Source organism: Gemmatimonadaceae bacterium (genome assembly GCA_019637355.1).
In the GTDB taxonomy this organism is placed as follows: Bacteria; Gemmatimonadota; Gemmatimonadetes; order Gemmatimonadales; family Gemmatimonadaceae; genus Pseudogemmatithrix.
The window spans coordinates 1,493,256-1,518,439 of the sequence record JAHBVT010000001.1 but is presented as its reverse complement, the minus strand read 5'-3'; the positions used below and the strand labels follow the sequence as shown (position 1 = coordinate 1,518,439).

Sequence of the window (25,184 nt, the reverse complement as noted above, 5' to 3'; positions counted from 1 at the left end):
ACGGATGAACGGCTACAACTTCACGGAGCGGGTGCGGAAGGTCCTGGCGATGGCGCGCGAAGAAGCGGCCCGCCTGCACCACGAATACGTCGGTACCGAGCATATCCTGCTCGGGCTGATCCGCGAGGGCGAGGGCGTCGCGGCGGCGGTGCTACAGAACCTCAGCGTGGACCTCGAGGAGGTGCAGCAGAAGATCGAGGACACGGTGAAGAAGGGCAAAGCCGCCCAGACCACCGGTCCCGACCTGCCGTATACCTCGCGCGCCAAGAAGGTGCTCGAGCTGGCGATGGGCGAAGCCCGCGAGCTCAACCATTCCTACGTCGGCACCGAGCACCTGCTGCTCGGCCTGCTGCGCGAGGAGAAGGGCATCGCGGCGCAGGTGCTGAGCGACGCCGGGGTGAACTTGGAGGCGGCGCGCGCGGAGACGCTGCGCCTGCTGGGCACGGAGATGCCGCCGGGCGGCGCCAATGCCGCGCCGGGGACGCCGCAGGCGCCGGCCAGCGCCAAGGGCGAGAAGAAGTCCAAGACGCCGGCGCTCGACCACTTCTGCCGCGACCTGACGACGCTGGCGTCGGAGGGCCAGCTGGACCCGACCATCGGCCGTGCCAAGGAGATCGAGCGCGTGATGGAGGTGCTCTCGCGCCGCAAGAAGAACAATCCGGTGCTCATCGGCGAGCCGGGCGTGGGCAAGACGGCCATCGTCGAGGGGCTGGCGCAGCTCATCGCCAACAACGAGTGCCCGGACTCGCTGCGCGACCACCGCGTGCTCTCGTTGGACATGGCCGCGGTGATCGCCGGCACCAAGTATCGCGGCCAGTTCGAGGAGCGGCTCAAGGCGGTGATGAACGAGATCGCGCAGAACAAGCAGATCATCCTGTTCATCGACGAGCTGCACACGCTGGTCGGCGCGGGCGCGGCCGAGGGGGCGATCGACGCCAGCAATATGCTGAAGCCGGCGCTGGCGCGCGGCGAGCTGCAGTGCGTCGGCGCGTCGACGCTGAACGAGTACCGCAAGTACATCGAGAAGGACGGGGCGCTGGAGCGCCGCTTCCAGACCGTCGTGGTGGATCCGCCATCGATCGACGAGACGGTGGAGATCCTGCGCGGGCTGCGGAGCAAGTACGAAGACCACCACCGCGTGACGATCCCCGACGAGACGTTGACGATCGCGGCCAAGCTCTCGGAGCGCTACATCACGGACCGCTTCCTGCCGGACAAGGCGATCGACGTGATCGACGAGGCGGGGGCGCGGGCGCGCCTGGCCGCCCAGGTGCCGCCGCCGGAAGTGGCGGACTTGAAGGCGAAGCTCGAGGCGGTCAACGCCGAGAAGGACGCTGCGGTACGCGACCAGAACTTCGAGCGCGCGGCGGCGTTGCGCGACACCGAGCGGCAACTGCAGGGCGACATCCGCGCGCGCCAGGAAGAGTGGGAGCAGAAGCGCCAGTCGATGCGTCCGGTGCTCGGCGAGGAGGAGATCGCGTTCATCGTCGGGCGCTGGACGGGCATCCCGGTCACGCGCCTGCAGGAGGCCGAGACCACGCGCCTACTGCGGATGGAGGAGGAGCTGCACGCCTCGGTGGTGGCGCAGGAAGACGCCATCAAGGCGATCGCGCGCTCGATCCGGCGCAGCCGGGCCGGGCTCAAGGACCCTCGCCGGCCGATCGGGTCGTTCATCTTCTGCGGCCCCACCGGCGTGGGCAAGACTGAGCTGGCGCGCTCACTGGCCAAGTTCCTCTTCGCCGACACCTCGGCGCTGATCCGCGTGGATATGAGCGAGTATATGGAGAAGTTCTCCGTGTCGCGGCTCATCGGCGCGCCGCCGGGCTACGTGGGCTACGAGGATTCGGGCACGCTCACGAAGGCTGTGCGCCGCAAGCCGTACTCGGTGATCCTCCTCGATGAGATCGAGAAGGCGCATCCGGACGTGTTCAACATCCTGCTGCAGGTGCTCGACGAAGGCCACCTGACCGACAACTACGGCCGGATGATCGACTTCAAGAACACGGTCGTCATTATGACGTCGAACGTCGGCGCGAAGGACATCACGAAGAACCGCACGCTGGGCTTCGGTTCGTCGTCCGGCGGGCAGGACTTCGAGCGGATGGCGGACAAGGTGAAGGAGGAGTTGCAGCACGCCTTCAACCCCGAGTTCCTGAACCGGCTGGACGACGTGATCGTGTTCCACCCGCTCACGCGCGAGCACATCGGCTCGATCGTGGCGATTCTCCTGCAGGACGTCCAGAAGCGTCTGGGGGAGGAGGAACTCACGCTGAAGCTGACCGACGCGGCGACGGACTTCCTGGTGAAGCACGGGTACGACCAGAGTTATGGGGCCCGGCCGCTCAAGCGGGCCATCCAGCGATGGATCGAGGACCCGCTGTCGGAGCGGATCCTCTTGGCCGAATTCAGCCGCGGCGACGAGATCGAGGTCGATGTCTCGGCGGATGGCGCGAAGCTCGAGTTCCGGACCCCCGCCGCGACCCCGAAGGCCTGATACTCCACCCCAGCACGTCCCGCGGGACCGGACCCTTGGAACCTGTCCGGTCCCGCCCCGTGTATATTCCCTCTATGCTCCGTATCTTCTTGGCGTTGCTGGCCTTGAGCCTCGCGACGCCGATGCTTGCGCAGGACCAAATCGGCCGCTGTCTCACCCCCGACTCCATCAGCGTACGGGGCAATCAGCGCATCGGCCGCGCGACCGTCTTGGCGACGAGCGGGCTGCAGGCTGGCGATTCGCTCAACTTCCCGTCCATCCAGCGCGCAATCCGCGACCTGTACGCGATGGGGGACTTCGACAACGTCGACATCTCCTGCGGCCTGACGGGCGGCGGCACAGGCGCGGCGATCTTCATCACGGTGTCGGAGCGGCCGATCGTCGGCGATGTGACCGTCCTCGGACCCAAGGCGTTGCAGCCCCGGTCGGTGGAGGAGCGCGTGACGGTGCTGATCGGCCGTCCGGCGGACCCGGCGCAGATCGCGGTCTCGATGCGGCGGATTGACTCGCTGTACAAGGCGCGCGGCTACTACCTCGCGCGCATCCGGCCGGATACGACGCCGATGGGAGACCGGGTCGGCATCACGTTCCACGTGGACGAAGGGCGGCGATTGGCCGTCTCCGGGCTGCGGGTGAACGGCACGACCGGCGTGACGCCTCGCGAGGTCGCCGGCGCGATGAAGACGCGGCCGGAGGGCTTCTTCTGGTGGCAGAAGGGTGAGTTCGACGAGGACGTCTATGCGGGCGACCTCGGAGAGCGGGTACCGAAGTACTTCGCGGAACGCGGGTACGTGGATTTCCAGCTTGAGCGCGATACGCTGGTGGTCAACGAGCAGTTGGGCAAGGCGCTGGTGGAACTGAACGTGCGTCAGGGCCCGCAGTATCGTGTGTCGGGTCTGGAGATCGTCGGGAACCGGCACTTCAGCACTGAGCGCCTGCAGTCGTTGTATCCGTTCGGTGATCGCTCGCCGACCTTGACCGAGCGTGCACGTGCCATCGTGCGGCGGCAGTCGCAGGACCCCGACGTGTTCAACCGGACGCGCTGGGAAGACGCCACGCGGCAGGTACAGACCGCGTACAGCAACGAAGGCTACATCTACGCGCAGGTGAACCCGGTGGTGGAGCGCGAGCCGGGCGATTCGGCCGTGGTGCGAGTGCGCTGGGACATCCGCGAGGGGACGCCGGCGATCATCAATCGCGTGGACGTGATCGGCAATGACTTCACGGTCGAGAACTGCATCCGTGACCAGCTGTTCATCATCCCCGGCGACGTGTTCAACCAGGATCGCCTGATCCGCAGCTGGCAGGGAATCGGCAACCTCGGGTTCTTCGAGACGCCGCTGGCGTTTCCGGACACGCGTCCGGCGAACGACGAAGGCGACATCGACATCATTTTCCGCGTGAAGGAGAAGCGGACCGGGAACATCAACTTCGGCGCCTCGGCCGGGCAGGGTACGGGTCTCGGCGGCTTCGTGGGCCTGGACCAGCCGAACCTGTTTGGACGCTGCAAGCGCGGCTCCATCCAGTGGCAGTACGGCCGCTTCATCAATGACTTCAACACGTCGTACACGGACCCGGGCATTCGCGGCACACTGATTTCAGGCCAGATCACGGCGTATCACTCGCAGGCGCGGTTCCGCATCGCCGACTTCGGCCAGACGACGCGCATCGGCTCGAACGTCCGCATCGGCTTTCCGTTCCCGAACTCGCGGGTGACACGCGTGTTCACTTCGTACGGGGTGGAGTCGGTGCGATTCGGATCCGGCGGCCTCCTCGGCTCGGTGAATCAGGATGGCTGCCAAGGCTGCGTGCGTAGCACGCTCGGCGTGGACGTCACGCGGGACACGCGCGTGGATATGCCGTTCGCCACTGACGGTCGTCTGCAGACGATCAGCGCACAGTTCAACGGCGGGCCGCTGGGCGGCCGCGCGACGTTCCAGCGTTACACCACTGAACTGCGCAACTATACGTTGTTGGGCCGCATTGGCGGCTCGGCTCCCGGCTCGTCCCCGCTGCGCCTGACGATGGGTCTGTCGACGCGGGCTGGCGCAGTCATCGGCGATCCCAAGGACTTCTTCTGGTCGCAGCAGTTCTCGCTGGGCGGCGTGCAGTTCGGCGAGCCGTTGCGCGGCTATCCGGAGTTCTCGATTACGCCGCGCGGGTTCACGACGGCGGCGGGGACGTTCAACGCGCAGCGGGAGTCGTTCGGCAGCGCGTTCTTCACGACGACGGCGGAAGTGGGTCTGCGCTTCAACACCAATCTGTATATCGCGATGTTCTACGACGCGGGTAACATCTGGGACCGCCCCCGCGACTTCGATCCCACGCGGCTGTTCCGCGGCGCCGGATTCAGCGCGTCGACGCTCAGTCCGCTCGGTCCGCTCGGCCTCGACCTGGCCTATGGTTTCGACCGGCTAGACAACCTTGGCAATCCCGACCCGCGGTGGCAGTTGCACTTCCGCCTCGGACAGTTCTTCTAACCCTGGAGTCTCGTATGTTCGCACGTTTCCGCGGCGCGTGGTTGGCCGCCCTCCTCACCGTCGTCGCCGCCAGCCCGCTAGCCGCGCAGAAGGTCGGCTTCGTGAACACGCAGCGCGTGCTCGCCGAGATGCCGGGCGCCGAGCAGGCGCAGAACCTCATCCGTGAGCGGCTGAACGCGCTCGGCCAGCGCCAGCGCACGATGGCCGACTCGCTCAATGCGTTGCTGGCCGCCTTCGAGCGCGACTCCGCCGGGATGGACCAGGCGACGCGGACGGCGCGCTTCGTGGTGATGCAGCAGATGGACGGTCGGTACCGCGACACGCTCGAGGTGCTCGAGCGCGAGAGCGCCGAGATGCAGCAGGAGGTGCTCGAGCCGCTGTTCGACCGCATCGGCGAGGCGCTGGAGGAACTGCGGGCGGCCGAGGGCTTCGTGATGATCCTCGACCTGGCGCGCGAGTCGAGCCAGAACATCGTGGCGTTCGACCGGAACGCGGACGTGACCGACCGGGTGTTGCGCAACATCCGCGCGCGCGCGACGGCTCGCCCACCGCAGCAGACCCCGCCGGCGGCCGCGCCGACCGCGGCGCCGGCTGCGCAGCGGCCGCCGACGGCCGGGCCAGTGGCCCAGCCGTCGGGCGTGCGGCGCCCGTAAGGGCGCCGACGGCACGCCTCCCCACCAGGCGATGACCCAGACGCACGGTGCAGGCCTGCGGCTCGCGGAGATTGCAGCCGCCGTTGGCGGGACGGTGCAGGGCGACCCGGAGACCCGGGTGTCCCGCATCGCCCCGCTCGACCGTGCCGATGGGGAGGCGTTGTCGTTCTTGGCGTCGCCGAAGTACCTGAAGTTGCTGGCGGGTACGCAGGCGGGGGCGATCTTGGTCTCGCCTGACCTCAAGGACGCACCGGGCGGCTGCGCCAACCGCGTGGTCGTCGCCAAGCCCCACGAGGCGATTCTTGCCCTGCTGCCGCGCCTGTACCGCCAGCCGGAGCGCCCCTTCGTTGGCGTGCACGCCACGGCGGTGGTGGATCCCTCGGCTCAAGTGGACGCCGACGCCTGCGTCGAGCCGTACGCGGTGATCGGCGCTGGTGCGCGAGTCGGGCGCGGTGCGTGGATCGGCGCGCACTGTGTGGTCGGCGAGGGCGTGACGGTCGGAGAGAACGTGCGCCTGTACCCCCAGGTGACGCTGTATCCGGGGGTGCAGTTGGGCTCACGTGTGGCCATCCACAGCGGCTCGCGGATCGGTTCTGATGGCTTCGGCTACGTCTTCCACGGCGGCGCACACCAGAAGATTCCGCACGTCGGGGGCTGCATCATCGGCAACGACGTGGAGATTGGGGCGAATTGCACGATCGACCGCGGCAGCATCGACCAAACGGTGATTGGTGACGGGACCAAGCTCGACAACTTGGTGCACGTGGCACACAACGTCCGCATCGGGCGCCTGTGCCTGATGGCGGCGCAGGTGGGAATCGCTGGGAGCGTGCGCATTGGCGACGGGGTGGTGATGGCGGGCCAGGTGGGCGTGTCGGGGCACGTGAGCGTGGGCGACAAGGCTACGCTCACGGCGCAGGCGGGCATCATCTCCGACGTGCCGTCGGGCGAGGTCTGGGGTGGCTATCCGGCGCGGCCGCACAAGGATTCGCTGCGCGGCTACGCGGCGTTGGCGAAGCTGCCGGGCCTGCTGAAGCGCCTCCAGCGCTTGCTCGACCGCGAGGACGGCGCGTGAGCCGGCGCACGATCCGGCAGGCGGTGAGCGTCAGCGGGGTCGGGCTGCACCTCGGGCGGCCGTGCACGCTGCGATTCGTACCGGCGGCCAGCGGGGTGGGCCTGCGCTTCCGGCGTACGGACCTGCCGGGCCAGCCGGAGACGCCGGCGCACGTCTCAGTGGCGGTGGCGGCCGAGCGCCGGACGCAGCTTGGCGAGGGCGAGGCGGCGTTGCACACCGTGGAGCACGTGCTCGCGGCGGTGGCGGGGCTCGGCATTGACGACCTGCTGATTGAGATGGACAGCGCCGAGCCGCCGATCGCTGACGGATCGGCCGAACCGTTCCGCGCCGCCTTGGTATCGGCTGGCGTGACGGAGCAGGCGGGCGCGCCGCAGGTGCTGCGGTTGCGCGAGTCGGTTCGGGTGGTGGATGGCGAGTCGGTGTACGTGGCCCATCCGGCGGATCGCTTCGAACTCGAGGTGAAGATCGACTTCGCGCATCCTTCGATCGGCACGCAGGAGGGGCGCTGGACGGTGACGGACGCGAGCTTCGCGCAGGAGCTGTCGCCGGCGCGCACGTTCGGGATGCTGTCGTGGGTGGAAGAGCTGCGCGGAAAGGGGTTGATTCAGGGGGCGTCGGCGGAGAACACGATCGTGCTCGACGAGCGCGGCGTGGTGGACGGCGCGCTGCGCTGGCCGGATGAGTTCGTGCGGCACAAGGCGATGGATGTGGTAGGCGACCTCGCGCTGGCGGGGCAGCGGATTCAGGCAAGGATCTCGGCGACCAAGCCGAGCCACCGCGGGACCGTGACGCTGGTGCGCGAGATGCTCGCGCACGCCGAGGCGTCGCCGGGGCCCGCTCACGAGGAGGCAGGCGTGCTCGAGATCGAAGACATCATGAAGATCCTCCCCCACCGGTACCCGTTCCTGCTGGTGGACCGGGTGGTGGAGATGGAGGCCAACAAGCGCGTCGTGGCGATCAAGAACGTCACGATCAACGAGCCGTTCTTCCAGGGCCACTTCCCGGGGCACCCGATCATGCCCGGTGTCTTGATCGTCGAGGCGATGGCGCAGGCCGGTGGCGTGCTCCTGATGGGGACGGTGGACGACCCGGAAAGCAAGGTCGTCTACTTTATGAGCATCGACAACATCAAGTTCCGGCGCCCCGTGAAGCCCGGTGACCAGCTGCGCTTCGAAGTGGACATCATCCAACTGCGCGGAAAGGTCTGCCGCATCGCCGGCAAGGCGAAGGTGGACGGGCAGGTCGTCTGCGAGGCCGAGATGGCCGCGATGGTACGCGACCGATGAGCGCGCGCATCCATCCGACGGCGATCGTCGACCCCAAGGCTGAGCTTGGCGCGGACGTGGAGATCGGGCCCTGGGCCTACGTCGGGCCGCACTGCGTGGTCGGGGACGGGAGCGTCATCCAGATGCGGGCGACGCTGGAGGAGCACGTGATCCTCGCGCCGCGGGTGACGGTCGGCATCGGCACAGTGCTCGGGGGGCGGCCGCAGGACCTCAAGTTCAAGGGCGAGGTCACGACGGTGGAGATCGGCGAGGGCACGACGCTGCGCGAGTACCTCACGATCAATCGCGGGACCAGCGAGTCGTTCAAGACGACGGTGGGGAAGAACTGCTTCCTGATGTCGTACGTGCACCTGGCGCACGATTGCCACGTCGGTGACGGCGTGATCATCTCCAACGGCACGCAACTGGCCGGCCACGTGACGGTGCACGACAAGGCGATCATCTCGGGGATCTGCGCGGTGCACCAGTTCGCCAAGATCGGGCGGCACGCCTTCGTCGGCGGGGCCTCGCGCATTTCCAAGGACATCCCGCCATTCGTGAAGGCGGTGGGCAACCCGGTGCAGCTCTACGGGCTCAACTCGGTGGGGCTCCAGCGCAGCGGATTCAAGGAGGAGGTCGTGAGCGAGCTGAAGAAGGCGTATCGCCTGTTCTTTCGTTCCGATCTGAACATTACCCAGGCGCTGGCCAAGGCCGGCGAGCTGAAGCAGTTCCCGGAGGTGCAGGCCTTTGTGGAGTTCGTGGACGCGAGCGGCCGGGGGGTGGTGACGTGAGCCATCCCCTGCGTCTCGGCGTGATCGGCACCGGGAGCCTCGGCTACCATCACGCGCGGATCCTGCGCGACCTGCCCGGCATCGTCTTCAAGGGCTTCTTCGAGGCCAATGCCGATCGCGCCGGCACGGTGTCGCGTGAGCTGGGCATCCGCGCGTATCCGGATCTGCAGGCGTTGCTCGACGACGTGGACGCCGTGAGCATCGTGGTCCCGACGACGCACCACCACGCGGTGGCGAAGCAGGCGCTCGAGAGCGGCAAGCACTTGTTGATCGAGAAGCCGATCACGGTGACGATCGAGGAAGCGGACGAGTTGCTGGCGATCGCCGAGCGCGTCGGCAAGCTGATCCAGATCGGCCATATCGAGCGCTTCAACCGGGCGATCCGGGCGGCACTGCCCTATGTGGACACACCGCTGTTCATCGACAGCGACCGGCTCGCACCGTTCAATCCGCGGGGCTCCGACGTGGCGGTGGTGCTGGACCTGATGATCCACGACATCGACCTGGTGCTGACGCTGATCGGGTCGCCGGTGAAGGACGTGCAGGCCGCGGGGCTCCCAGTGCTGACGCCGAGCATCGATATCGCGAATGCCCGCGTGACGTTCGATTCCGGCGCGGTGGCGACGATCACGGCGAGTCGCGTCTCGCGCGAACGCACGCGCAAGCTGCGGATCTTCCAGCGGAACGGCTATATGTCTCTGGACCTCGCCTCAGGGACGGGCGAGCTGTACCGGTTGCGCGGCGACGTGGATCTCGCGGCGCTGGCCAAGCAGGCGCAGCCGCTGGAGGCGTTCGTGGAGCGCGTGGCGATTGAGGCGCCCGAGGGCGAGCCGCTTCGGCTGGAGCTCGAGAGCTTTGTGGCGGCGGTGAAGGGCGAGGCGCCGGTGGCCGTGAGCGGCCGCGCCGGCCGCGACGCGTTGGCCGTGGCGCTCCGGATCGTCGGCGATATCGAGCGGGCGCTGCCCGCCCTGCGCGGCCACCTGCCGGGGCGCGGTGCGTGAGATTCTGATCCTCGCGGGGGAGGCCTCGGGCGACTTGCACGGGGCCATCCTCGCGGAGCGACTGCGCGCGCTGCGGCCGGGCGTGCCGCTGACGGGCACGGGGGGCGCGCGGATGCGCGCCGCCGGCGTCACGATGCTCGAGGAACACGAGGGCGTGGTCGGGTTCGTGGAGGTGCTGCGGCACATCCCCGCGCACTACCGGCTGTTCAAGCGGCTCGAGGCACGCTTCGCTTCTGGCGCGGTGGGCCTGGTGGTCTGCATCGACTACCCCGGGTTCAATATGCGCGTGGCCGCCGCGGCGGCGGCGCGGGGCATTCCCGTGCTGTACTACATCACGCCGCAGGTGTGGGCCTGGCGCGCTGGGCGTCTCAAGCAGATGGCGCGCGTCATCCGGAAGGCGGCGGTGATCCTCCCGTTCGAGGAAGCGATGCTCCGCGAGGCGGGCATCGATGCGACCTTCGTAGGCCACCCTCTGTTGGACCGCGCGCAGACCTTGCCGACGCAGGCCGAGGCGCGGGCCCGGCTCGGCTTGCCCGCCACGGGAGAGTTGCTTGCGCTGTTTCCGGGCAGCCGCGCCGAGGAGATTCGCCGGCATCTCGCGGACTTCCTGGCCGTGGCCGACGAGCTGCGCCGCCGCCGCCCGGGGTTGCAGGTGGTGCTCAGCGTCGCGCCGACGATCGCGCTGCGCGATGACGACGTGCCGGTTCCGCTGGTGCGCTCGGCGAGCTTCGACGTGCTCCGCGCCGCCGACGTGGCGTTGTGCAAGAGCGGTACGACGACGCTCGAGGCGGCGGTCGCGGGAACGCCCTGCGCGATTGTCTACCGCACGAGCCCGATCTCGTACGCGATCGCCAAGCGCCTGGTGAAGATCGAGCACATCGGGCTGTTGAACATCGTGGCGGGACGGCGTGTGGCGCCGGAGTTCGTGCAGGGCGCGTTCCGCACCGAGCCGGTTGCCAATGCCTTGGAGCCGCTGTTCGATGCCGACGGCGCGGTGCGCCAGACGATGCTGGCCGGCCTCGCCGACGTGCGTGCGCGACTGGGTACGCCCGGGGCGTCGCTGCGTGTGGCGGAGATCGCGGCGGAGATGCTCCGGTGAGCGCGCCGGAGGCGGCACGAGGTGTGGACGCCGCTGCGGCGAAGCGGACGGCACAGCGGGCGCGCAAGACGCGCTGGAGCGTGGCGCTAGGACGGCCGCTGCTCGAGCTGCTCGGACGAACCTGGCGGGTCGAAGAGGTGGATTACGGCCCTGTGGCTGCGCTGCGCGCGGCCCGTCGGCCGTTCATTCTCGCGTGTTGGCACGGCCAGTTGCTGCCGCACCTCTGGGCCAATCGGTTTCGCGACATCTGTGCATTGGTCAGCCAGCACGGTGACGGCGAGATCATCTTCCGCGTGATAGCCGGGTGGGGCTACCGTGGCATCCGCGGATCGAGTTCACGCGGCGGGCGCGATGCACTGCACGCGATGGTCAGTGAGCTCGGGCGAGGCAGCGCGTTCGCGATCACGCCCGATGGCCCCCGTGGACCTGCGGGCGTGCCCCAGCCGGGCGCCCTCATCGCGGCCGTGCGGGCGCAGGCGCCGATCGTCCCGGTGTGGTCGGAGATTCCGCGCGCCTGGCACCTGCGCAGTTGGGACCGTTTCCAGTTGCCCAAGCCGTTCGCGCGCATTCGCGTGCACTATGGTGACCCCTGGGTGCCGCCCGACACCAGCGCGGCGTCGATGGCCGAGTTGACGCGCCGGCTCGGGCCTGCGCCCAATGGCGGGGCAGCGCGATGAGCGGATCGATCGAGAAGATCTGGGCGGAAGACGGCCCAGCCGCCTGGGCGCTGTCGCCGCTCTCGTGGTTGTACCGAGCGGTTACCGGCCTGCGGAACACGCTCTTCGATGTGGGCCTGCTGCGCAGCCACCCGTTGGGCGTTCCGGCGGTGAGCGTGGGAAACCTGAGTGTCGGCGGCACGGGCAAGACGCCGGTGGCCGCGTGGATCGCGGCCGAGCTGCGGCAGCTGGGCGCGCGCCCCGCGATCGTGATGCGCGGCTACGGCGCCGACGAGCCGCTCGTCCATCGGCGCTTGAATCCGGACGTGCCTGTCATCGTGAACGCCGACCGCGTGGCCGGGGCGCGCCAAGCCAAGGCCGGCGGCGCCACGGTCGTGGTGCTCGACGATGCCTTCCAGCACCGGCGCGCCAAGCGCGACCTGGATCTCGTGTTGCTGGCGGCGGAGCAGGGGACGCCGAGGCGTGTGTTGCCGGCTGGCCCCCTGCGGGAAGCCGCAGGGGGCATTCGGCGCGCGAGCCTGGTGCTCGTGACGCGCAAGTCGTCGAGTTTGGCGGAGGCCGAGGCCGTGGCGGCGGCCTGGACTGGGTATGCCGGCGCGCCGCCGATGGCCATCCTTGCGCTGAAGCCGGGGGCGCTGCACGACGCCCGTGACAACGCGGCCGCGCCGCTGCCGGTGGATGTGCTGGCAGGGTGCCAAGTGTTGGCCATCTCGGCGATCGGGGCACCGGGGCCGTTCGCGCGTCAGTTGGAGTCCCTTGGCGCAGTCGTGAGTTCGGCGAGCTTCCCAGACCACCACGCGTTTACGGCCCAGGATGCGGCGGTGCTGGCAGCCAGGGCCGCGGAGGTGGACCGAGCCGTGTGCACCCTCAAGGACGCGGTCAAGCTGGCTCCGCTCTGGCCTCGCCACGCCCCCCCGCTGTGGTATCTTTCACAGGCTGTCGAGGTCGAGCGGGGCGCAGCGCCACTGCACGAGGCACTGCGTCGGCTCGTCCCCGGATCGCAGCCCTGAAGTCCGACCCTCCTCAGCCGGCACGGCCCGGCGTTGCACCCTCGAATCGATGCCCGATCTTCGGCTTCCCACGAATCCCATCGTCCGCCCGGACAAAGACCGCTTCCTGAACGAGGAGAACCCGTTCGAAGCGATGATGTCGCGCTTCGACCGCGCGGCCGAACTGCTGGACCTCGAGCCCGGGATCTACAAGGTCCTGCGCAGCGCGGAGAAGGAAATCACCGTGTCGATCCCGGTGCTGATGGACAACGGCGAGGTGGAGGTGTTCACCGGCATCCGCGTGATGCACAACACTTCGCGCGGGCCGGCCAAAGGCGGCATCCGCTTCGATATGAACGTCTCGCTGGACGAGGTGAAGGCGCTCGCGGCGTGGATGACCTGGAAGTGCGCCGTGGTGAACATCCCCTTCGGCGGCGCCAAGGGCGGCGTGATCTGCGATCCGCTCAAGATGTCGGTGGGTGAGCTCGAGCGCGTGACGCGCCGCTACACCTCGGGCATCATCTCGACGCTGGGCCCGGATTCTGACGTGCCGGCGCCGGACGTGAACACCAACGAGCGCGTGATGGCCTGGCTGATGGACACGTACTCGATGCACGTCGGCCACACCGTGAACGCGGTGACCACGGGCAAGCCGGTCGAGATGGGCGGTTCGCTGGGCCGCCGCGAGGCGACCGGGCGCGGCGTGATGTTCACGGCGCTCGACGCGCTGGACCACCTGAAGATGGACGTGAAGGGTGCGACGGTGGCGGTGCAGGGCTTCGGCAACGTCGGCTCGGTGGCGGCGCAGCTCCTGGCGCGCGAGGGCTGCAAGGTCGTCGCCATCAGCGACCGCACGGGCGGCTACCACAACCCGAAGGGCATCGACGTGGACGACGCGATCGCGCACGTCAAGAAGCACCGCTCGCTGGAAGGCTACAACAAGGGCGACGTCATCACGAACGAGCAGCTGCTGGAGCTCGAGGTGGACGTGCTGGTGCCGGCGGCGTTGGAAAACGTGATCACCACGAAGAACGCCAAGAAGGTGAAGGCCAAGGTGATCTGCGAAGGCGCCAACGGGCCGACGACGGCGGCCGCCGATGCCATCCTCGACGAGAAGGGCATCTTCGTGATCCCGGACATCCTCGCCAACGCCGGCGGCGTCACGGTGAGCTACTTCGAGTGGGTGCAGAACCGCGGTGGCTACTACTGGGACGAGCAGACGGTGAACGACCGCCTGAAGAGCATTATGGACAAGAGCTTCGCCGACGTGCTCAAGCTCTCGCAGCAGCACAAGGTCAATATGCGGACGGCGGCGTATATGGTCGCCATCAGCCGCGTGGCGACGGTGCACCGCCTGCGCGGCATCTATGCGTGAGTCGCGGGCCTCGGCGCGGCCGGGGCGGCGATGAAGGTGCTGGTGGCCGCCGTCGGGAAGCCGCGAGATGCGGCGCTCGCGGCGGCCATTCGTCAGTACGAGGAACGGGCGGCGCACTACTGGCCGCTCGAGATCGTCGAAGTGAAGGAAGAAGGCGGCCGCGGATTGGCGCCGGCGCAGGTGATGGCCCGCGAGGGCGAGCGCCTGCTGGCGCGGATTCCTGACGCGGCGCAGGTGGTGCTCTGCGACCCGTCTGATGGCGAGCGGTTCACGTCCGAAGGGTTCGCGGCGTTTCTGCAGGCGCAGCGCGAACGGGCGCAGGACGTGGCGTTCGTGATCGGCGGGGCGTTCGGGGTCAGTGAGGCCCTGCGGGAGCGGGCCCGGCGGCGGCTGAGCCTCGCCCCGTGGACGTTGCCGCACGAACTCGCACGGTTGGTCCTGATGGAACAGATCTATCGCGCCGGCACGCTTGGGCGCGGTGAACCCTACCACAAGTAGCGACGACCTGATGCGACCGTTGATGCAGCGATGTCGGTGGATGATGCCGGGCGGGGTGCGGTGAGCGCGCCGCGCCTCGTGACGGAGACGCTGGGTGGTTCGCCGTTGTCGCGGGCGGCCCAGGAGGGACAGGCGCCGGCCGACTGGTTCCCGGCGCGCCCGAGCGGTGCTGCGGCCTGGCGCGAACGCGCCGAGCGCGTGCGCGGCGAGTTCAGCGGCTCGCGATGGCTGGCGGGCCTGCGGCCCGCGCTCGACCCCTCTGGGGCCGCAGCAGAGCGCCTCGAGCGTGTCGCCGAGGCCAATGGCATCGTCGTCACCACGGGGCAGCAGCCCGGACTGTTCGGCGGGCCGATGTATACGCTGCTCAAGGCGCTGTCGGCGCTCACGCTGGCCGATCGCATCGAGCGCGAGACCGGGATTCCCACCGCACCGGTGTTCTGGGCCGCGACGGATGACGGCGACTTCGCCGAGGCCTCCTGGACGGCCGTGGCCGGCGAGGGGCAGGTGCATCGGCTCGCGATCCCGCGCCGCGGCAACGAAGGCGTGGTGATGGCCGAGATGCCGCTGGGCGACACCGGAGAGCAGTTCGAGCAGTTGGTGACCGCGGCCGGCTCGGCGCCGCACGGCGCCATCCTCGACGCGCTCAAGGCGGCGTACCATCCGGACGCCACGATCGGTGGTGCCTACGTGCGCTTCCTGCGCAGCCTGCTCGAGCCGCACGGCATCGCGGTGCTGGACGCGTGGCATCCCGCCACCCGTGCGGCGGCACGCCCGACGCTGGTGGAGGCGTTGCGACGTGCCCCCAGCGTGGATGAGGCGCTGGCGTTGCGTGTGGTGGCGATCGAGCGCGCGGGGTTCCGCGCGCAGGTGGCTCGCGTACCTCGGCTCTCGCTGGTGTTCCGCTCGCTGGCGGGCGTGAAGGAACGGATCCCGATCTCGCAGGCCTCGGAGGTCGCGCATCGCGCAGACTCGATCCTCTCGGCCAACGTGTTGCTGCGCCCGGTGGTGGAGACGCGCATCCTGCCGACGGTGGCCTACGTGGCTGGCCCCGGCGAACTGGCCTACTTCTCGCAGGTGAGCGCGGTGGCTGATGCGCTGGGCGTGGCCGCGCCGCTGGCGGTGCCGCGCTGGGCGGCGACGGTGGTGGAGCCGAGCATCGACCGACGATTGGGACGGCTCGGGATGGTGCTCGACGATCTGCGCGATCCGCACGCGGCCGAGCGCCGCATCGGCGATCGTGCAATGCCGGCGGCCGTGCGCGACGCGCTGGACGGCCTGCGCCGCGATCTCGCCGAGCGCCTGGATGCACTGGGTGCCGTGTCGACGTCGTTGGACCACCTCGTACCGGACCGCGTGATCGAGGGCGCGCGGCACCAGATGCTGCACCGCGTGGATCGCCTGGAGCGCCGATTGCGTGCCGCGTCCCGCGACCGCGCCACCGAGGCGGTGCAGGACCTCAACACGGTGCGCGCATCGCTGATGCCGGACAACCAGCGGCAGGAGCGTCGCTTGAATCCGGTGCCGATGCTCGCGCGGCACGGAGACCTGCTGCTCGCGCAGCTGAAGGCGGGTGCGGCGATGCACGCCGGGTCGCTGGTCGGCGGCTGATGCGCAGCGGCGGCGCGCGGCTCGTCGCGGCCGGGATTCTCCTGAGCCGGCTGTTCGGGCTGGTGCGCCAGCGGGCCATCGCACAGGTGCTTGGCGCGGGCCCCGTGGCGGACGCACTGGCCGCCGCCTTTCGCATCCCCAACCTGTTGCAGAATCTCTTCGGTGAAGGCGCGCTCTCCGCGTCCTTCATCCCGGTGTATGCCAAGCTGATAGCCGAGGGCCGCCGGGACGAAGCGGGGCGGGTGGCCGGTGCGGTGTTCGGCCTTCTGGCGTCGTTCGTCGCGTTCGTGACCTTACTGGGCGTGCTGTTCACGCCGGCGCTGGTCGGCGTGATCGCCCCCGGGCTCAGCGGCGAGATGCGCGAGCTCACGATCGTGCTGGTGCGCATCATCTTCCCGGGCGTCGCGATCCTGGTGCTCTCGGCGTGGTGCCTCGGTGTGCTCAACTCGCACCGGCGATTCTTCCTTTCGTATGCATCGCCGGTGCTGTGGAATGCGGCAATCGTCGCGGTGCTGGTATGGCACGCGCTGCGGCCCGGGGCCCTGCTCGAGGAGATCGCCGTCGCTGTGGCGATGGCGAGCGTGGTCGGCTGCGTGCTGCAGTTGGCGGTGCAGGTGCCCGCGGTGCTACGGCTCGAGCCGCAGCTGCGGCTGCGGGCGGGCGAGGCCGCGGCGCAGGTCCAGACCGTGCTGCGCAACTTCTGGCCGGCGGTGAGCGCCCGCGGCGTGGTGCAGCTCAGCGCGTGGGTGGACACGATGATCGCGTCGCTGCTGGGCGCCGGTGCATTGGCGACGTTGGCGTACGCGCAGACGATCTCGCTGCTTCCGGTGTCGCTGTTCGGAATGTCGATCGCGGCGAGTGAACTGCCCACGATGTCGGAGGCTACGGGCGACGAGGCCGCGGTGTCGGCTGCGCTGCGCAACCGGCTGGCGAGCGGCGCACGGCGGATGGCGTACTTCGTGATTCCCTCAGCGGTGGCGTTCGTCGTGCTGGGTGGGGTGCTCGCGAGTGCGCTGTTTGAAGGCGGTGCCTTCTCGCGCGGGGATGCGGCCTGGGTCTGGGCGGCGCTCGCCGGTTCGGGCGTGGGGCTGCTGGCGAGCACCCGCGGGCGGCTCTACTCATCCGCGCTCTTCGCGCTGCACGACACGGCCACGCCAGCGCGGCTGGCAGCGGGCCGCGTGCTCGTCGGTGGCGTGCTTGGCGTGCTGGCGGCCACACAGCTGCCGCGGATGCTCGGCATTGCACCGCAGTGGGGCGTAGGCGTGCTGACGGCGGTGTCGGGCCTGGCCGCGTGGGGCGAGTTCCTGCTGCTGCGCCGCAGCGTCGCGCTTCGCGTGGGCGCCGTGCCGGCACGGCGGCGCGAGACGGCCGGGCTGTGGGGCGCGGCCATCGTGGCGGCGGCGCTTGTGACCACGCTCGCGCTCCTGCTGCCCGACTGGCATCCGGTGCTGCGCGGCGCCGTGATCTGTGGCGGGTTCGGAGCGCTGTACCTCGCGCTCGCCCGCGTGACGGGACTCGACGATGCCCGACGCGCCTGAGGCAGTCGCGCAGAAGCTGGCGCACCTGCCGGACACGCCAGGCGTGTACCTGTGGAAGGACGCCGAGGGCACGGTGCTGTATGTGGGGAAGGCGAAGCGCCTGCGGCCGCGCGTGCGCAGCTACTTCGGCTCCGACCACCCCGACAGCCCCAAGACGCAGCGACTGGTCGCGCGCATCGCCGATCTCGAGACGATCGTCGTGCCGGACGAGGCACACGCGCTGATCCTCGAGAACAACCTGATCAAGGAGCACCGGCCCAAGTACAACGTGATGCTGCGGGACGACAAGACCTATCCGTACATCAAGGTGACGGTGCAGGAGCGCTATCCGCGCGTGTTCGTCACGCGGCGCCTGCAGTCGGACGGGGCGCGGTACTTCGGGCCGTACACGGACGTCGCGGCGATGCGCCGCGCGCTCGACGTGGTAAAGCGGATCTTCACGGTGCGCTCCTGCCGCTACGATATGCCGCGGGAGATGCCGGAGCGCGCCTGCCTCGACTACCACATCGGCCGCTGCAAGGCGCCCTGCGTGGGACTGCAATCCGAGGCCGACTACGGAGCGATGATCGGCGAGGTGCTGACCTTCCTCGATGGCCGCACGGACGATGTGGTCAAGCGCGTCCGCGGCCTGATGGATGCCGCCTCCGAGGCAATGGACTTCGAGCGCGCCGCAGAGCTTCGCGACGCCATCGTCCGGCTCGAGCGGATGGAGGAGCCCAGCGTGGTCGCCGAGGTGGAGGGCGGGGACCGCGACGTGGTCGGGTACGCGCGCGATGGCGACGACGCGGCGGCGACGTTGCTGCGCATCCGCGGCGGCAAGCTGGTGGCGAGGGAGCACCGCTTCCTCGAGGGCGTGGAGGGCGAGCCTGATGGCCAGGTGCTCGCCACGTACCTGGTGAGCGGCTATCTCAAGGCGCCGGCGCGGGCGCGTGAGCTGTTGCTGCCGTTCGACTTCGAGGACCGCCCGCTGTTCGAGCAGGCGCTTGAGGGCGCGGCGAAGGTCCTCGTGCCCCAGCGCGGGCCCAAGCGGGATCTCCTCGACCTCGCGGAACAGAACGCGCGGCACCTGCTGGAGGAGTTCAAGCTGGCGGAGCAGGAGACGGACGAGCGCGCGGCGGACCCGGTATATGAGTTGGGGCAGGCACTGGGCCTAGAGAAGCTGCCGCGGACGATCGTCTGCTTCGACAACTCCACGGCGCAGGGCAAGGACAGCGTCGGCGGGGTGGTCTGGTTTGAGAATGGACGGCCGCGGCGCAGCGAGTACCGCACGATGAAGGTGAAGAGCGTCGAGGAGTCGGCCGGCCCCGATGACTTCCAGGCGATGCGCGAGGTTGTCGGCCGCTATTTTCGTCGCCGGCTCGACGAGAACCGCTCGCTGCCGGACCTCGTCGTCGTGGACGGCGGCAAAGGTCAGCTCAGCGCCGCCGACGAGGCGCTGGCGGCGCTGGATCTCGGTGCGCTGCCCCTCATCGGGCTGGCGAAGCGCGAGGAGGAGATCTTCGTGCGTGGCCGTCGTGAATCGCTGCGATTGCCGCGACGCTCGGCTGCGCTGCGGTTGCTACAGCAGATCCGCGACGAGGCGCATCGCACGGCCGTCACCTACAACCGCAAGCGGCGCACGATGCGCACCGTCACCAGCGAACTGCTGCGCCTGCCTGGCGTCGGTCCCGTCAAGCGCCGTGCACTGCTGCAGGCCTTCGGCTCGCTGCAGGGCGTGAAGGAGGCAACGGTGGAGCAGATCGCTGCGTTAGAAGGGTTCAGCGACGCGAGCGCGCGCAAGTTGCTCGAAGGACTCGGCGTGGCGCCGCCGCCCGCGGAGTCATAGCGCCGCTGCCTCCGTCATCCGTCATCCGTCCCGTACTCAATGTCTTGGTCTCTCCGCTGCACTGCTTGCGACTATACCCAGCCCGACGGCACTCGCCTGGCGTCTCTGTGCCCGACCTGTGGACAGCCGTTGCTCGTCGAGTATCCGTCTGCGGTGCCGCGCACGGCCATCACGGCAGAGGCGAGCCTCTGGCGCTACGGCGCGGCGCTGCCACTGCTCCCTGGCGAGACGCCGGTCAGCCTCGGCGAGGGAATGACGCCGCTGATCGAGCTGCCGCAGCTCGCGCAGGACCTTGGCGTGCGCCGCCTGTGGGTGAAGGACGAAGGGCTGAATCCCACGGCGAGCTTCAAGGCGCGCGGCCTGATGATGGCGGTGACGCGGGCCAAGGCGCTCGGCTTGCCGGGCGTGTGTGTGCCGACGGCGGGGAATGCGGGCATCGCGTTGGCGGCGTATGCGGCGGCGGCAGGCCTGCCTTGCCGGATCTACGCGCCCGAGACCACACCACCGCCGATTCTCGGTTCGATCCGCGCCTTCGGTGCCGACCTGGTGCTCGTGTCCGGACACATCGGCGACGCCGGCAAGGCGACAATGGCCTTCGCCACCGAGAGCGGGTTCTTCAACGTCGCGACGGTGCGCGAGCCGTACCGCGTAGAAGGAATGAAGACGATGGGGTACGAGGTCGCCGAACAGCTGGGCTGGCGATTCCCGGACGCGATCGTCTATCCGACGGGCGGCGGTGAGGGAACCATCGGCATCTGGAAGGCGATCAACGAGATGCGCGACTGGGGCTGGATGCCTCGCGACGAGCGGCGTCCGCGAATGATCATCGCGCAGGCGGAAGGCTGTGCGCCCTTGGTGCGTGCCTTCCACGCGGGCGAGGAGAAGGCGACGCCCTGGGCGGATCCGACGACGCACGCGAGCGGACTGCGGGTCCCGGGCCCGCTGGGCGATCGGATGACGCTGCGCACGCTGCGCGAGAGCCAGGGCGACGCGGAGGCCGTCAGCGAGGAGGCCATTCGTCGAGGAACGCTGCTGCTCGCGAGCCGCAGCGGGATCGATGCGGCGCCGGAAGGTGGGGCCGCCCTCGAAGCCACGCGTCAGCTCGTGGCCGCGGGGCGCCTCAAGGCGTCGGCCGAGGTCGTGGTCTTCAACACCGGATCGGGCGCGAGCTACCGCTTCTAGCCGCGGGGCGGCATCACCTGCGTCAAGGAGAGCGGCTGGGTGACGCGCACGGGGATGCGGCGTTCCTCACTGCCGGTCTCCCAGCGGATGACGAGGTCGCGGTCCACGGGGATGTCGCAGATGGCCCAGGAGCCGTCCTCCGCCGTGGTCGCCTCGCGGACTTCCTCGCGGTCGGTAAGCTCCGTGCGGTTGACGATGACGGGAACGGTCCACGACGCCCGGATCACGGTGCCGGGCAAGGGGATGTCGGTGGAGTCGGCGAGGAGCACGCCGTGCACGGCGGCGGTGGGGAGCGCGCTGGTCCGCTCGGTGCAGTAGCGCGCGAACGGCGTGCCGGCGATCCGCACGCCGAAGGGGTCGCGCTGGTACCGCAGCCCGCCATCGTCGGCGACGGCCAGCACGCGGCCGCCGGAGACGAAGTGCGCGACCACGTCCACCAGCGTCATCTGCGTGCGGATGAAGGTGGTGTTGCCCTCGCCGGCGAAGTAGTTGAGGAACGGCGTGCGCTGCCACCACTCGGACACCAGCCAGCCGCCGGTGTTGGTGCGGGCGAAGCGAATGCTGCCACCGGCGCCCGACTCACGTTCGGTGGCTGGCAGGTCCACGTAGCGGAAGCGCATCGAGCGCACGGCAAGCGAGGGATGATCCAGCGTAAGCTCGCCGGCGACGTCCACCCGGCCGCGGCGGATCCGCGTGGGCTCGAAGCTCACCAGCAGCGAGTCGCCGTCCAGCCGGCGAAGCCGCACACAGTGCGTCTCAAGGAACCAATCCGTCGCGATGATCTCCAAGTCCGGCACGTAGAACGTGCGGTCGCCTCCGACGGTGGCGAAGAAGCCGACATCCTCGAGGCGCTCAGGGGTGACGACGGGGAAGGGATTGGGCAGCGAGCCGGACCCGCGGCGCAATGCCGCGCGCAACGTGTCGTCCGTCTGCTTGGCGACACGGAACTGCGTGGAGACCCAGCGGCCCTGGGTGTCGCTGCGCCCGATGCGGTACCTGGCGGCCGTAGCCGCCGCCAGAATCTCCTGCCAGACGGTCATTGCCGAAGCGCGTCCGCGCTCCGTCCGGTCGCAGGTGGCGCCCGAGGGACGGCCTCCGCCGAGCAGGAGGCGGCGGTCGCTAAGCGTCGCTTCGAGCGTTGCCACGGCTTCGCCGGCGACTGCGGGGGCGTCGAGCGTGTCGGCCAGCAGGCCGACGCGCTTCGCGACGACGCGCGCAGCGCCCTCGCGGTCGAGGTACAGCACGAAGCTGCCGTCGTCGCGGGTGACGCTGCGGCCGATGGCCGCGCCGTCAGCGGCGAGGGCCGTGAGCACGGCGCCGCCAGCAGGCGTTCCCTGCGCGGTGCGGAGTTGGCCTTCGATGCGTTGTGCGCCAAGCGCCGCGGGGAGCGCGGCGGTCGTAAGGGCGAGAGCGACGAACGAGCGATTCATTGGTTGCGCATATGGTCGGCGAGCGGGCGCAGCTTGCTGCGCAGAAACTCCTTCAGGTCGTCGGGCATCGCCTGCTCGGCGATGGCCTGCTCCATACACCAGAGCCATTGGTCGCGTTCGCGCTCGGCGATGGCGAAGGGCAGGTGCCGGGCCCGCAGCATTGGATGGCCGAAGCGCTCCACGTAGAGTTGCGGGCCGCCGAGCCATCCGGTGAGGAAGAGAAACAGTTTCTCGCGCGAGACCTTGAGGCTGGTCGCGTGCAACCTCCGTACGTCGACGGCCTCCGGAGCGCTGTCCATCAGGTCGTAGAAGCGGTCGACGAGCTGGCGGACGCCGGATTCTCCGCCGATGAGCGTGTACGGGGTGCGGTCAGGGCCGATGGCGGTCACGCCGCGCAATCTAACGGCGCCTGCTCTTCGCTGCGGCAAGACGGTAGATTCATCGCAATGCCTCGCATCGCCATCCTCGACCCAATGTCCGGCATCGCCGGCGATATGTGCCTCGGCGCCCTGATCGACTGCGGGCTGCCGGAGCAGTTCATCCAAGACCTGCCGCAGGCCCTGGGCATTCCCGACATCGGCGTGAGCATCCAGCCCGTGCTCCGGGGCCAGATCGCGAGCAAGAAGGTGGACTTCACCATCCCGCCGCAGCCGCACGGCCGGCACCTCAAGCACCTGACGGCGATGGTCGAGGCCACGCCTGCGCCGGCGTCGGTCAAGGAGAAGGCCATCCGCGCCTTCACGCTGATCACCGAGTGCGAGGCGGCCATCCACGGCACCACGGTGGAGCGCGTGCACCTGCACGAGGTCGGCAGCGTGGATGCGGTCCTCGACATCGTCGGGACCATCTGGGGACTGGAGCAGTTGGGCGTGGAGCACGTCTACTGCGGCACCATCCCGCTTGGCGACGGCTTCGTGGACACCCAGCACGGTCGGATGGCCGTGCCTACCGCCGCGACCCTGCGCCTCCTCGAAGGGTTGCCCGTCCGTCCGGGACCGGATGGCTCCGGTGAGTTGACGACGCCGACGGGCGCGGCGCTGGTGCGGGTGCTGAGCGCAGGGCCGCCGCCGGCGAAGTTCGTGGTGCGTCGCAGTGGCTTCGGGGCGGGGACCAAGGACTTCAAGGACCGCGCGAATGCGTTGCGCATCTTCATCGCGGATACAGATCCGTCGGTGCTGTCATCGCCGGAGCAGGGCCGCGAGCACGTCGTCCACCTCGTCGCGGACATCGACGACGGCAGCGGTGAAGAAGTCGCGGCGGTGGCGGAGCGACTGCGCGCTGCGGGCGCACTCGACGTGGTGTTGCTGCAGACGCTGATGAAGAAGGGGCGGCCCGGGGTGCGGGTGGAGGTGCTGGCGACGCCGGATCGCGCAGGCACGCTGGAGCAGCTCCTGCTCACCGAATCGTCCAGCATCGGCGTGCGCGCGTTCGCCGGCACCCGACGCGTCTTGGCCCGCGAGCGGGCCGTCGTGCACGTCGGTGGGCAAGCGATCGCGCTGAAGGTGGTGACGCGTCCCGACGGTCAGCGCACGGCCAAGCCGGAGGCGGATGACGTCTCGCGAGCGGCCGCGGCCCTCGGTCGCCCGTGGCTCGCCGTGGCCGACGACGCACTCGCCGCCTGGCGCGGCGCGTGAACTCGGGCCGACGCGTCGCCGCACTCATCGCGGCGTTGGTTGTCGCGCGGGCCGTCCTGCCGCTGTGGTTGCTCGCTCCTGCGTGGGAGTATCATCGCGACGAGTTGCTCTACTTCGCGATGGGCGACCACCTCGCGTGGCGGATGCAGTTTCCGCCGTTCATCGCCGGACTCGCCAAGCTGAGCACGCTCGCCTTCGGTGACAGCGTGTGGGCCGCGCGAGTTCCGGCGGCACTAGGCGGAGCCGCCCTGACAGGCGTCGTGCTCTGCTTGCTTCGTCGCCTCGGCGCGGGCGCCTGGGCGATGGTGCTGGCGTGGCTGGGCTTGGCCTTGGCACCGGTATTCCTGCGGTCAAGCGTGCTCTTCCAGCCGGTCGTGTTCGACCAACTGTGGGCGACCTTGGCGGTCGCCGCGCTCGTGCTCGCCTCCACAGAGGACTCCCCGCGCTGGTGGCTGCTGGTCGGCGCCGCACTCGGCTGCGGGCTGTTGACGAAGATGTCGAGCCTGATGTACGGGGCAGCCATCCTCGCGGTCGCGCTGTTGCACCCGGGCCTGCGGCGCCATCTCGTGACGCCGTGGCCGTGGGCGGCGGCCGCGACGGCGCTGCTGCTTGGTGCGCCGACCCTTGTCGGGCAGATGCACCACGGCTGGCCTTTCCTCCAACAGCTGGACACGCTCAAGCAGGGACAGTTCGCCCACACGTCCGTGTTGGGGACGTTAGCCGAGCAGCCGCTACTGCTGATGCCGGCGGCGCTGATGGTCGGAGCCGCACTGTTCGCCCGAGAGCGACTCCGCGCGGCGTCGATCGTCGCTGGAGGCTTCGCCGTCGGGCTGCTCGCCCTGGTGCTGTGGCAGGGCGGGAAGGCCTACTACGCCGCCCCGGCGTACCCGGTGCTGATCGGCCTCGGTGCGGCCGTTATCGCGAGCGCGCGCCGGCGCTGGCTGATCCCGGGAGCCGCGTCTGCGATGCTCGCGCTGGGCGTTCCCGTGCTGCCGATGGGCGTGCCGATGCTCGGTCCGTCGGAGATGGCAGCATACGCCACCCGGCTGGGCGTGGGCACGACGACCAATCGCGGCGTGGAACTGACGCTGCCGCAGGATTACGCCGATATGCTCGGCTGGCGCGCCAAGGCCGAGGCCGTCGCACGAGCGTACGGGGCCTTGAGCGAGGCGGATCGCGCCGAGGTCGTGATTGTCGGCGGCAACTATGGACAGGCAGGTGCGCTGGCCCGATACGTGGCGCGCTTTGGGTATCCGTACCCCGTCAGTACGGCCGGCGACTTCCACGCTTGGGGGCCTGGAAGTCGAAGCGGGAAGGTCTTGCTGCTGTTGGCCGGTCCGGACGCCCGTGCCGATCTTGAGGCCTTCTTTGCGCGGGTGGAGGAAGTAGACGCCTTGGCCGACCCACGAGCCGTGCCGGAAGAGCGCGACGTGCGCATCTTCGTTGCGCGCGAACCTCGTGCCAGCCTTGCGGATGTGTGGCCGAGCCTTGGGCCCAACTGGTAACTGGGAGAAATGGCGCAAGTGCCTGCGCCGCATTGCTTTCGGGCCGCTCGTCTAATAGTTTTTCT

20 protein-coding genes are annotated in these 25,184 nt (G+C 69.5%); 18 read left to right on the top strand and 2 right to left on the bottom strand.

Annotation, left to right across the window (positions count from 1 at the left end):
- The first annotated feature begins 4 nt into the window (after positions 1-4).
- The 16 genes from KF689_06950 to KF689_06875 all read left to right on the top strand — a co-directional run bounded on the left by KF689_06950 (position 5) and on the right by KF689_06875 (position 20,550).
- Entirely contained in the window at positions 5-2,494 is a 2,490-nt protein-coding gene (locus tag KF689_06950) for an ATP-dependent Clp protease ATP-binding subunit (protein MBX3133110.1), read from the top strand.
- A 74-nt stretch (positions 2,495-2,568) separates the two neighbouring features.
- On the top strand, positions 2,569-4,974 hold the full coding sequence (gene bamA, locus KF689_06945; protein ID MBX3133109.1) for an outer membrane protein assembly factor BamA: 2,406 nt from the start codon (positions 2,569-2,571) through the stop codon (positions 4,972-4,974).
- Positions 4,975-4,988: 14 nt separating this feature from the next.
- Complete coding sequence (locus KF689_06940) at positions 4,989-5,627, top strand: OmpH family outer membrane protein (GenBank protein MBX3133108.1); 639 nt, start codon at positions 4,989-4,991, stop codon at positions 5,625-5,627.
- 31 nt (positions 5,628-5,658) lie between these two features.
- Positions 5,659-6,702: a UDP-3-O-(3-hydroxymyristoyl)glucosamine N-acyltransferase gene (lpxD, locus tag KF689_06935; protein MBX3133107.1), complete on the top strand. Its 1,044-nt coding sequence runs from the start codon at positions 5,659-5,661 to the stop codon at positions 6,700-6,702.
- Positions 6,699-7,988: a bifunctional UDP-3-O-[3-hydroxymyristoyl] N-acetylglucosamine deacetylase/3-hydroxyacyl-ACP dehydratase gene (locus tag KF689_06930; protein ID MBX3133106.1), complete on the top strand. Its 1,290-nt coding sequence runs from the start codon at positions 6,699-6,701 to the stop codon at positions 7,986-7,988. Before lpxD ends, KF689_06930 begins: the two co-directional genes overlap by 4 nt.
- Positions 7,985-8,758 (top strand): acyl-ACP--UDP-N-acetylglucosamine O-acyltransferase, encoded by a 774-nt coding sequence (lpxA, locus tag KF689_06925; GenBank protein MBX3133105.1) that lies wholly within the window; start codon positions 7,985-7,987, stop codon positions 8,756-8,758. Before KF689_06930 ends, lpxA begins: the two co-directional genes overlap by 4 nt.
- Positions 8,755-9,759 (top strand): Gfo/Idh/MocA family oxidoreductase, encoded by a 1,005-nt coding sequence (locus tag KF689_06920; GenBank protein MBX3133104.1) that lies wholly within the window; start codon positions 8,755-8,757, stop codon positions 9,757-9,759. The genes lpxA and KF689_06920 overlap by 4 nt, the downstream gene beginning before the upstream one ends.
- On the top strand, positions 9,752-10,858 hold the full coding sequence (gene lpxB, locus KF689_06915) for a lipid-A-disaccharide synthase (GenBank protein ID MBX3133103.1): 1,107 nt from the start codon (positions 9,752-9,754) through the stop codon (positions 10,856-10,858). The genes KF689_06920 and lpxB overlap by 8 nt, the downstream gene beginning before the upstream one ends.
- The gene (locus KF689_06910; protein MBX3133102.1) at positions 10,855-11,535 is read left to right on the top strand and encodes a lysophospholipid acyltransferase family protein; all 681 of its coding nucleotides are present in this window, start codon (positions 10,855-10,857) and stop codon (positions 11,533-11,535) included. The genes lpxB and KF689_06910 overlap by 4 nt, the downstream gene beginning before the upstream one ends.
- A complete protein-coding gene (gene lpxK, locus KF689_06905; protein ID MBX3133101.1) occupies positions 11,532-12,545 on the top strand; it encodes a tetraacyldisaccharide 4'-kinase in 1,014 nt (337 codons plus the stop codon). The genes KF689_06910 and lpxK overlap by 4 nt, the downstream gene beginning before the upstream one ends.
- Before the next feature lie 331 nt (positions 12,546-12,876).
- The gene (locus tag KF689_06900; GenBank protein ID MBX3133100.1) at positions 12,877-13,899 is read left to right on the top strand and encodes a Glu/Leu/Phe/Val dehydrogenase; all 1,023 of its coding nucleotides are present in this window, start codon (positions 12,877-12,879) and stop codon (positions 13,897-13,899) included.
- Positions 13,900-13,929: 30 nt separating this feature from the next.
- Positions 13,930-14,397: a 23S rRNA (pseudouridine(1915)-N(3))-methyltransferase RlmH gene (locus KF689_06895; protein MBX3133099.1), complete on the top strand. Its 468-nt coding sequence runs from the start codon at positions 13,930-13,932 to the stop codon at positions 14,395-14,397.
- A gap of 30 nt (positions 14,398-14,427) precedes the next feature.
- Positions 14,428-16,005: a bacillithiol biosynthesis cysteine-adding enzyme BshC gene (bshC, locus tag KF689_06890; protein MBX3133098.1), complete on the top strand. Its 1,578-nt coding sequence runs from the start codon at positions 14,428-14,430 to the stop codon at positions 16,003-16,005.
- Entirely contained in the window at positions 16,005-17,543 is a 1,539-nt protein-coding gene (murJ, locus tag KF689_06885; protein ID MBX3133097.1) for a murein biosynthesis integral membrane protein MurJ, read from the top strand. Before bshC ends, murJ begins: the two co-directional genes overlap by 1 nt.
- Complete coding sequence (uvrC, locus tag KF689_06880; protein ID MBX3133096.1) at positions 17,527-19,368, top strand: excinuclease ABC subunit UvrC; 1,842 nt, start codon at positions 17,527-17,529, stop codon at positions 19,366-19,368. Before murJ ends, uvrC begins: the two co-directional genes overlap by 17 nt.
- Positions 19,369-19,407: 39 nt before the next feature.
- Positions 19,408-20,550, top strand: coding sequence for a threonine synthase (locus KF689_06875; GenBank protein ID MBX3133095.1), 1,143 nt, complete (start codon positions 19,408-19,410; stop codon positions 20,548-20,550).
- Here the strand turns inward: KF689_06875 and KF689_06870 are convergent.
- Together KF689_06870 and KF689_06865 are read right to left on the bottom strand one after the other, a co-directional pair.
- The gene (locus KF689_06870; protein ID MBX3133094.1) at positions 20,547-21,980 is read right to left on the bottom strand and encodes a carboxypeptidase regulatory-like domain-containing protein; all 1,434 of its coding nucleotides are present in this window, start codon (positions 21,978-21,980) and stop codon (positions 20,547-20,549) included. The genes KF689_06875 and KF689_06870 overlap by 4 nt on opposite strands.
- The gene (locus KF689_06865) at positions 21,977-22,360 is read right to left on the bottom strand and encodes a group II truncated hemoglobin (GenBank protein MBX3133093.1); all 384 of its coding nucleotides are present in this window, start codon (positions 22,358-22,360) and stop codon (positions 21,977-21,979) included. Before KF689_06865 ends, KF689_06870 begins: the two co-directional genes overlap by 4 nt.
- A gap of 66 nt (positions 22,361-22,426) precedes the next feature.
- On the opposite strand from KF689_06865, the gene larC reads away from it, so the two are divergent.
- Entirely contained in the window at positions 22,427-23,614 is a 1,188-nt protein-coding gene (larC, locus tag KF689_06860; protein MBX3133092.1) for a nickel pincer cofactor biosynthesis protein LarC, read from the top strand.
- Positions 23,611-25,119 (top strand): glycosyltransferase family 39 protein, encoded by a 1,509-nt coding sequence (locus KF689_06855; protein ID MBX3133091.1) that lies wholly within the window; start codon positions 23,611-23,613, stop codon positions 25,117-25,119. Before larC ends, KF689_06855 begins: the two co-directional genes overlap by 4 nt.
- Positions 25,120-25,184: the final 65 nt, after the last annotated feature.

Bases quoted from the DNA above. Each gene is read 5' to 3' on its own strand.
- KF689_06875 (MBX3133095.1), top strand. From the start codon at position 19,408: ATGTCTTGGTCTCTCCGCTGCACTGCTTGCGACTATACCCAGCCCGAC.
- KF689_06895 (MBX3133099.1), top strand. From the start codon at position 13,930: ATGAAGGTGCTGGTGGCCGCCGTCGGGAAGCCGCGAGATGCGGCGCTC.
- KF689_06950 (MBX3133110.1), top strand. From the start codon at position 5: ATGAACGGCTACAACTTCACGGAGCGGGTGCGGAAGGTCCTGGCGATG.
- larC (MBX3133092.1), top strand. From the start codon at position 22,427: ATGCCTCGCATCGCCATCCTCGACCCAATGTCCGGCATCGCCGGCGAT.
- lpxA (MBX3133105.1), top strand. From the start codon at position 7,985: ATGAGCGCGCGCATCCATCCGACGGCGATCGTCGACCCCAAGGCTGAG.
- bshC (MBX3133098.1), top strand. From the start codon at position 14,428: ATGTCGGTGGATGATGCCGGGCGGGGTGCGGTGAGCGCGCCGCGCCTC.
- murJ (MBX3133097.1), top strand. From the start codon at position 16,005: ATGCGCAGCGGCGGCGCGCGGCTCGTCGCGGCCGGGATTCTCCTGAGC.
- KF689_06870 (MBX3133094.1), bottom strand. From the start codon at position 21,980: ATGAATCGCTCGTTCGTCGCTCTCGCCCTTACGACCGCCGCGCTCCCC.
- bamA (MBX3133109.1), top strand. From the start codon at position 2,569: ATGCTCCGTATCTTCTTGGCGTTGCTGGCCTTGAGCCTCGCGACGCCG.
- KF689_06940 (MBX3133108.1), top strand. From the start codon at position 4,989: ATGTTCGCACGTTTCCGCGGCGCGTGGTTGGCCGCCCTCCTCACCGTC.
- KF689_06900 (MBX3133100.1), top strand. From the start codon at position 12,877: ATGAACGTCTCGCTGGACGAGGTGAAGGCGCTCGCGGCGTGGATGACC.
- uvrC (MBX3133096.1), top strand. From the start codon at position 17,527: ATGCCCGACGCGCCTGAGGCAGTCGCGCAGAAGCTGGCGCACCTGCCG.
- lpxK (MBX3133101.1), top strand. From the start codon at position 11,532: ATGAGCGGATCGATCGAGAAGATCTGGGCGGAAGACGGCCCAGCCGCC.
- lpxD (MBX3133107.1), top strand. From the start codon at position 5,659: ATGACCCAGACGCACGGTGCAGGCCTGCGGCTCGCGGAGATTGCAGCC.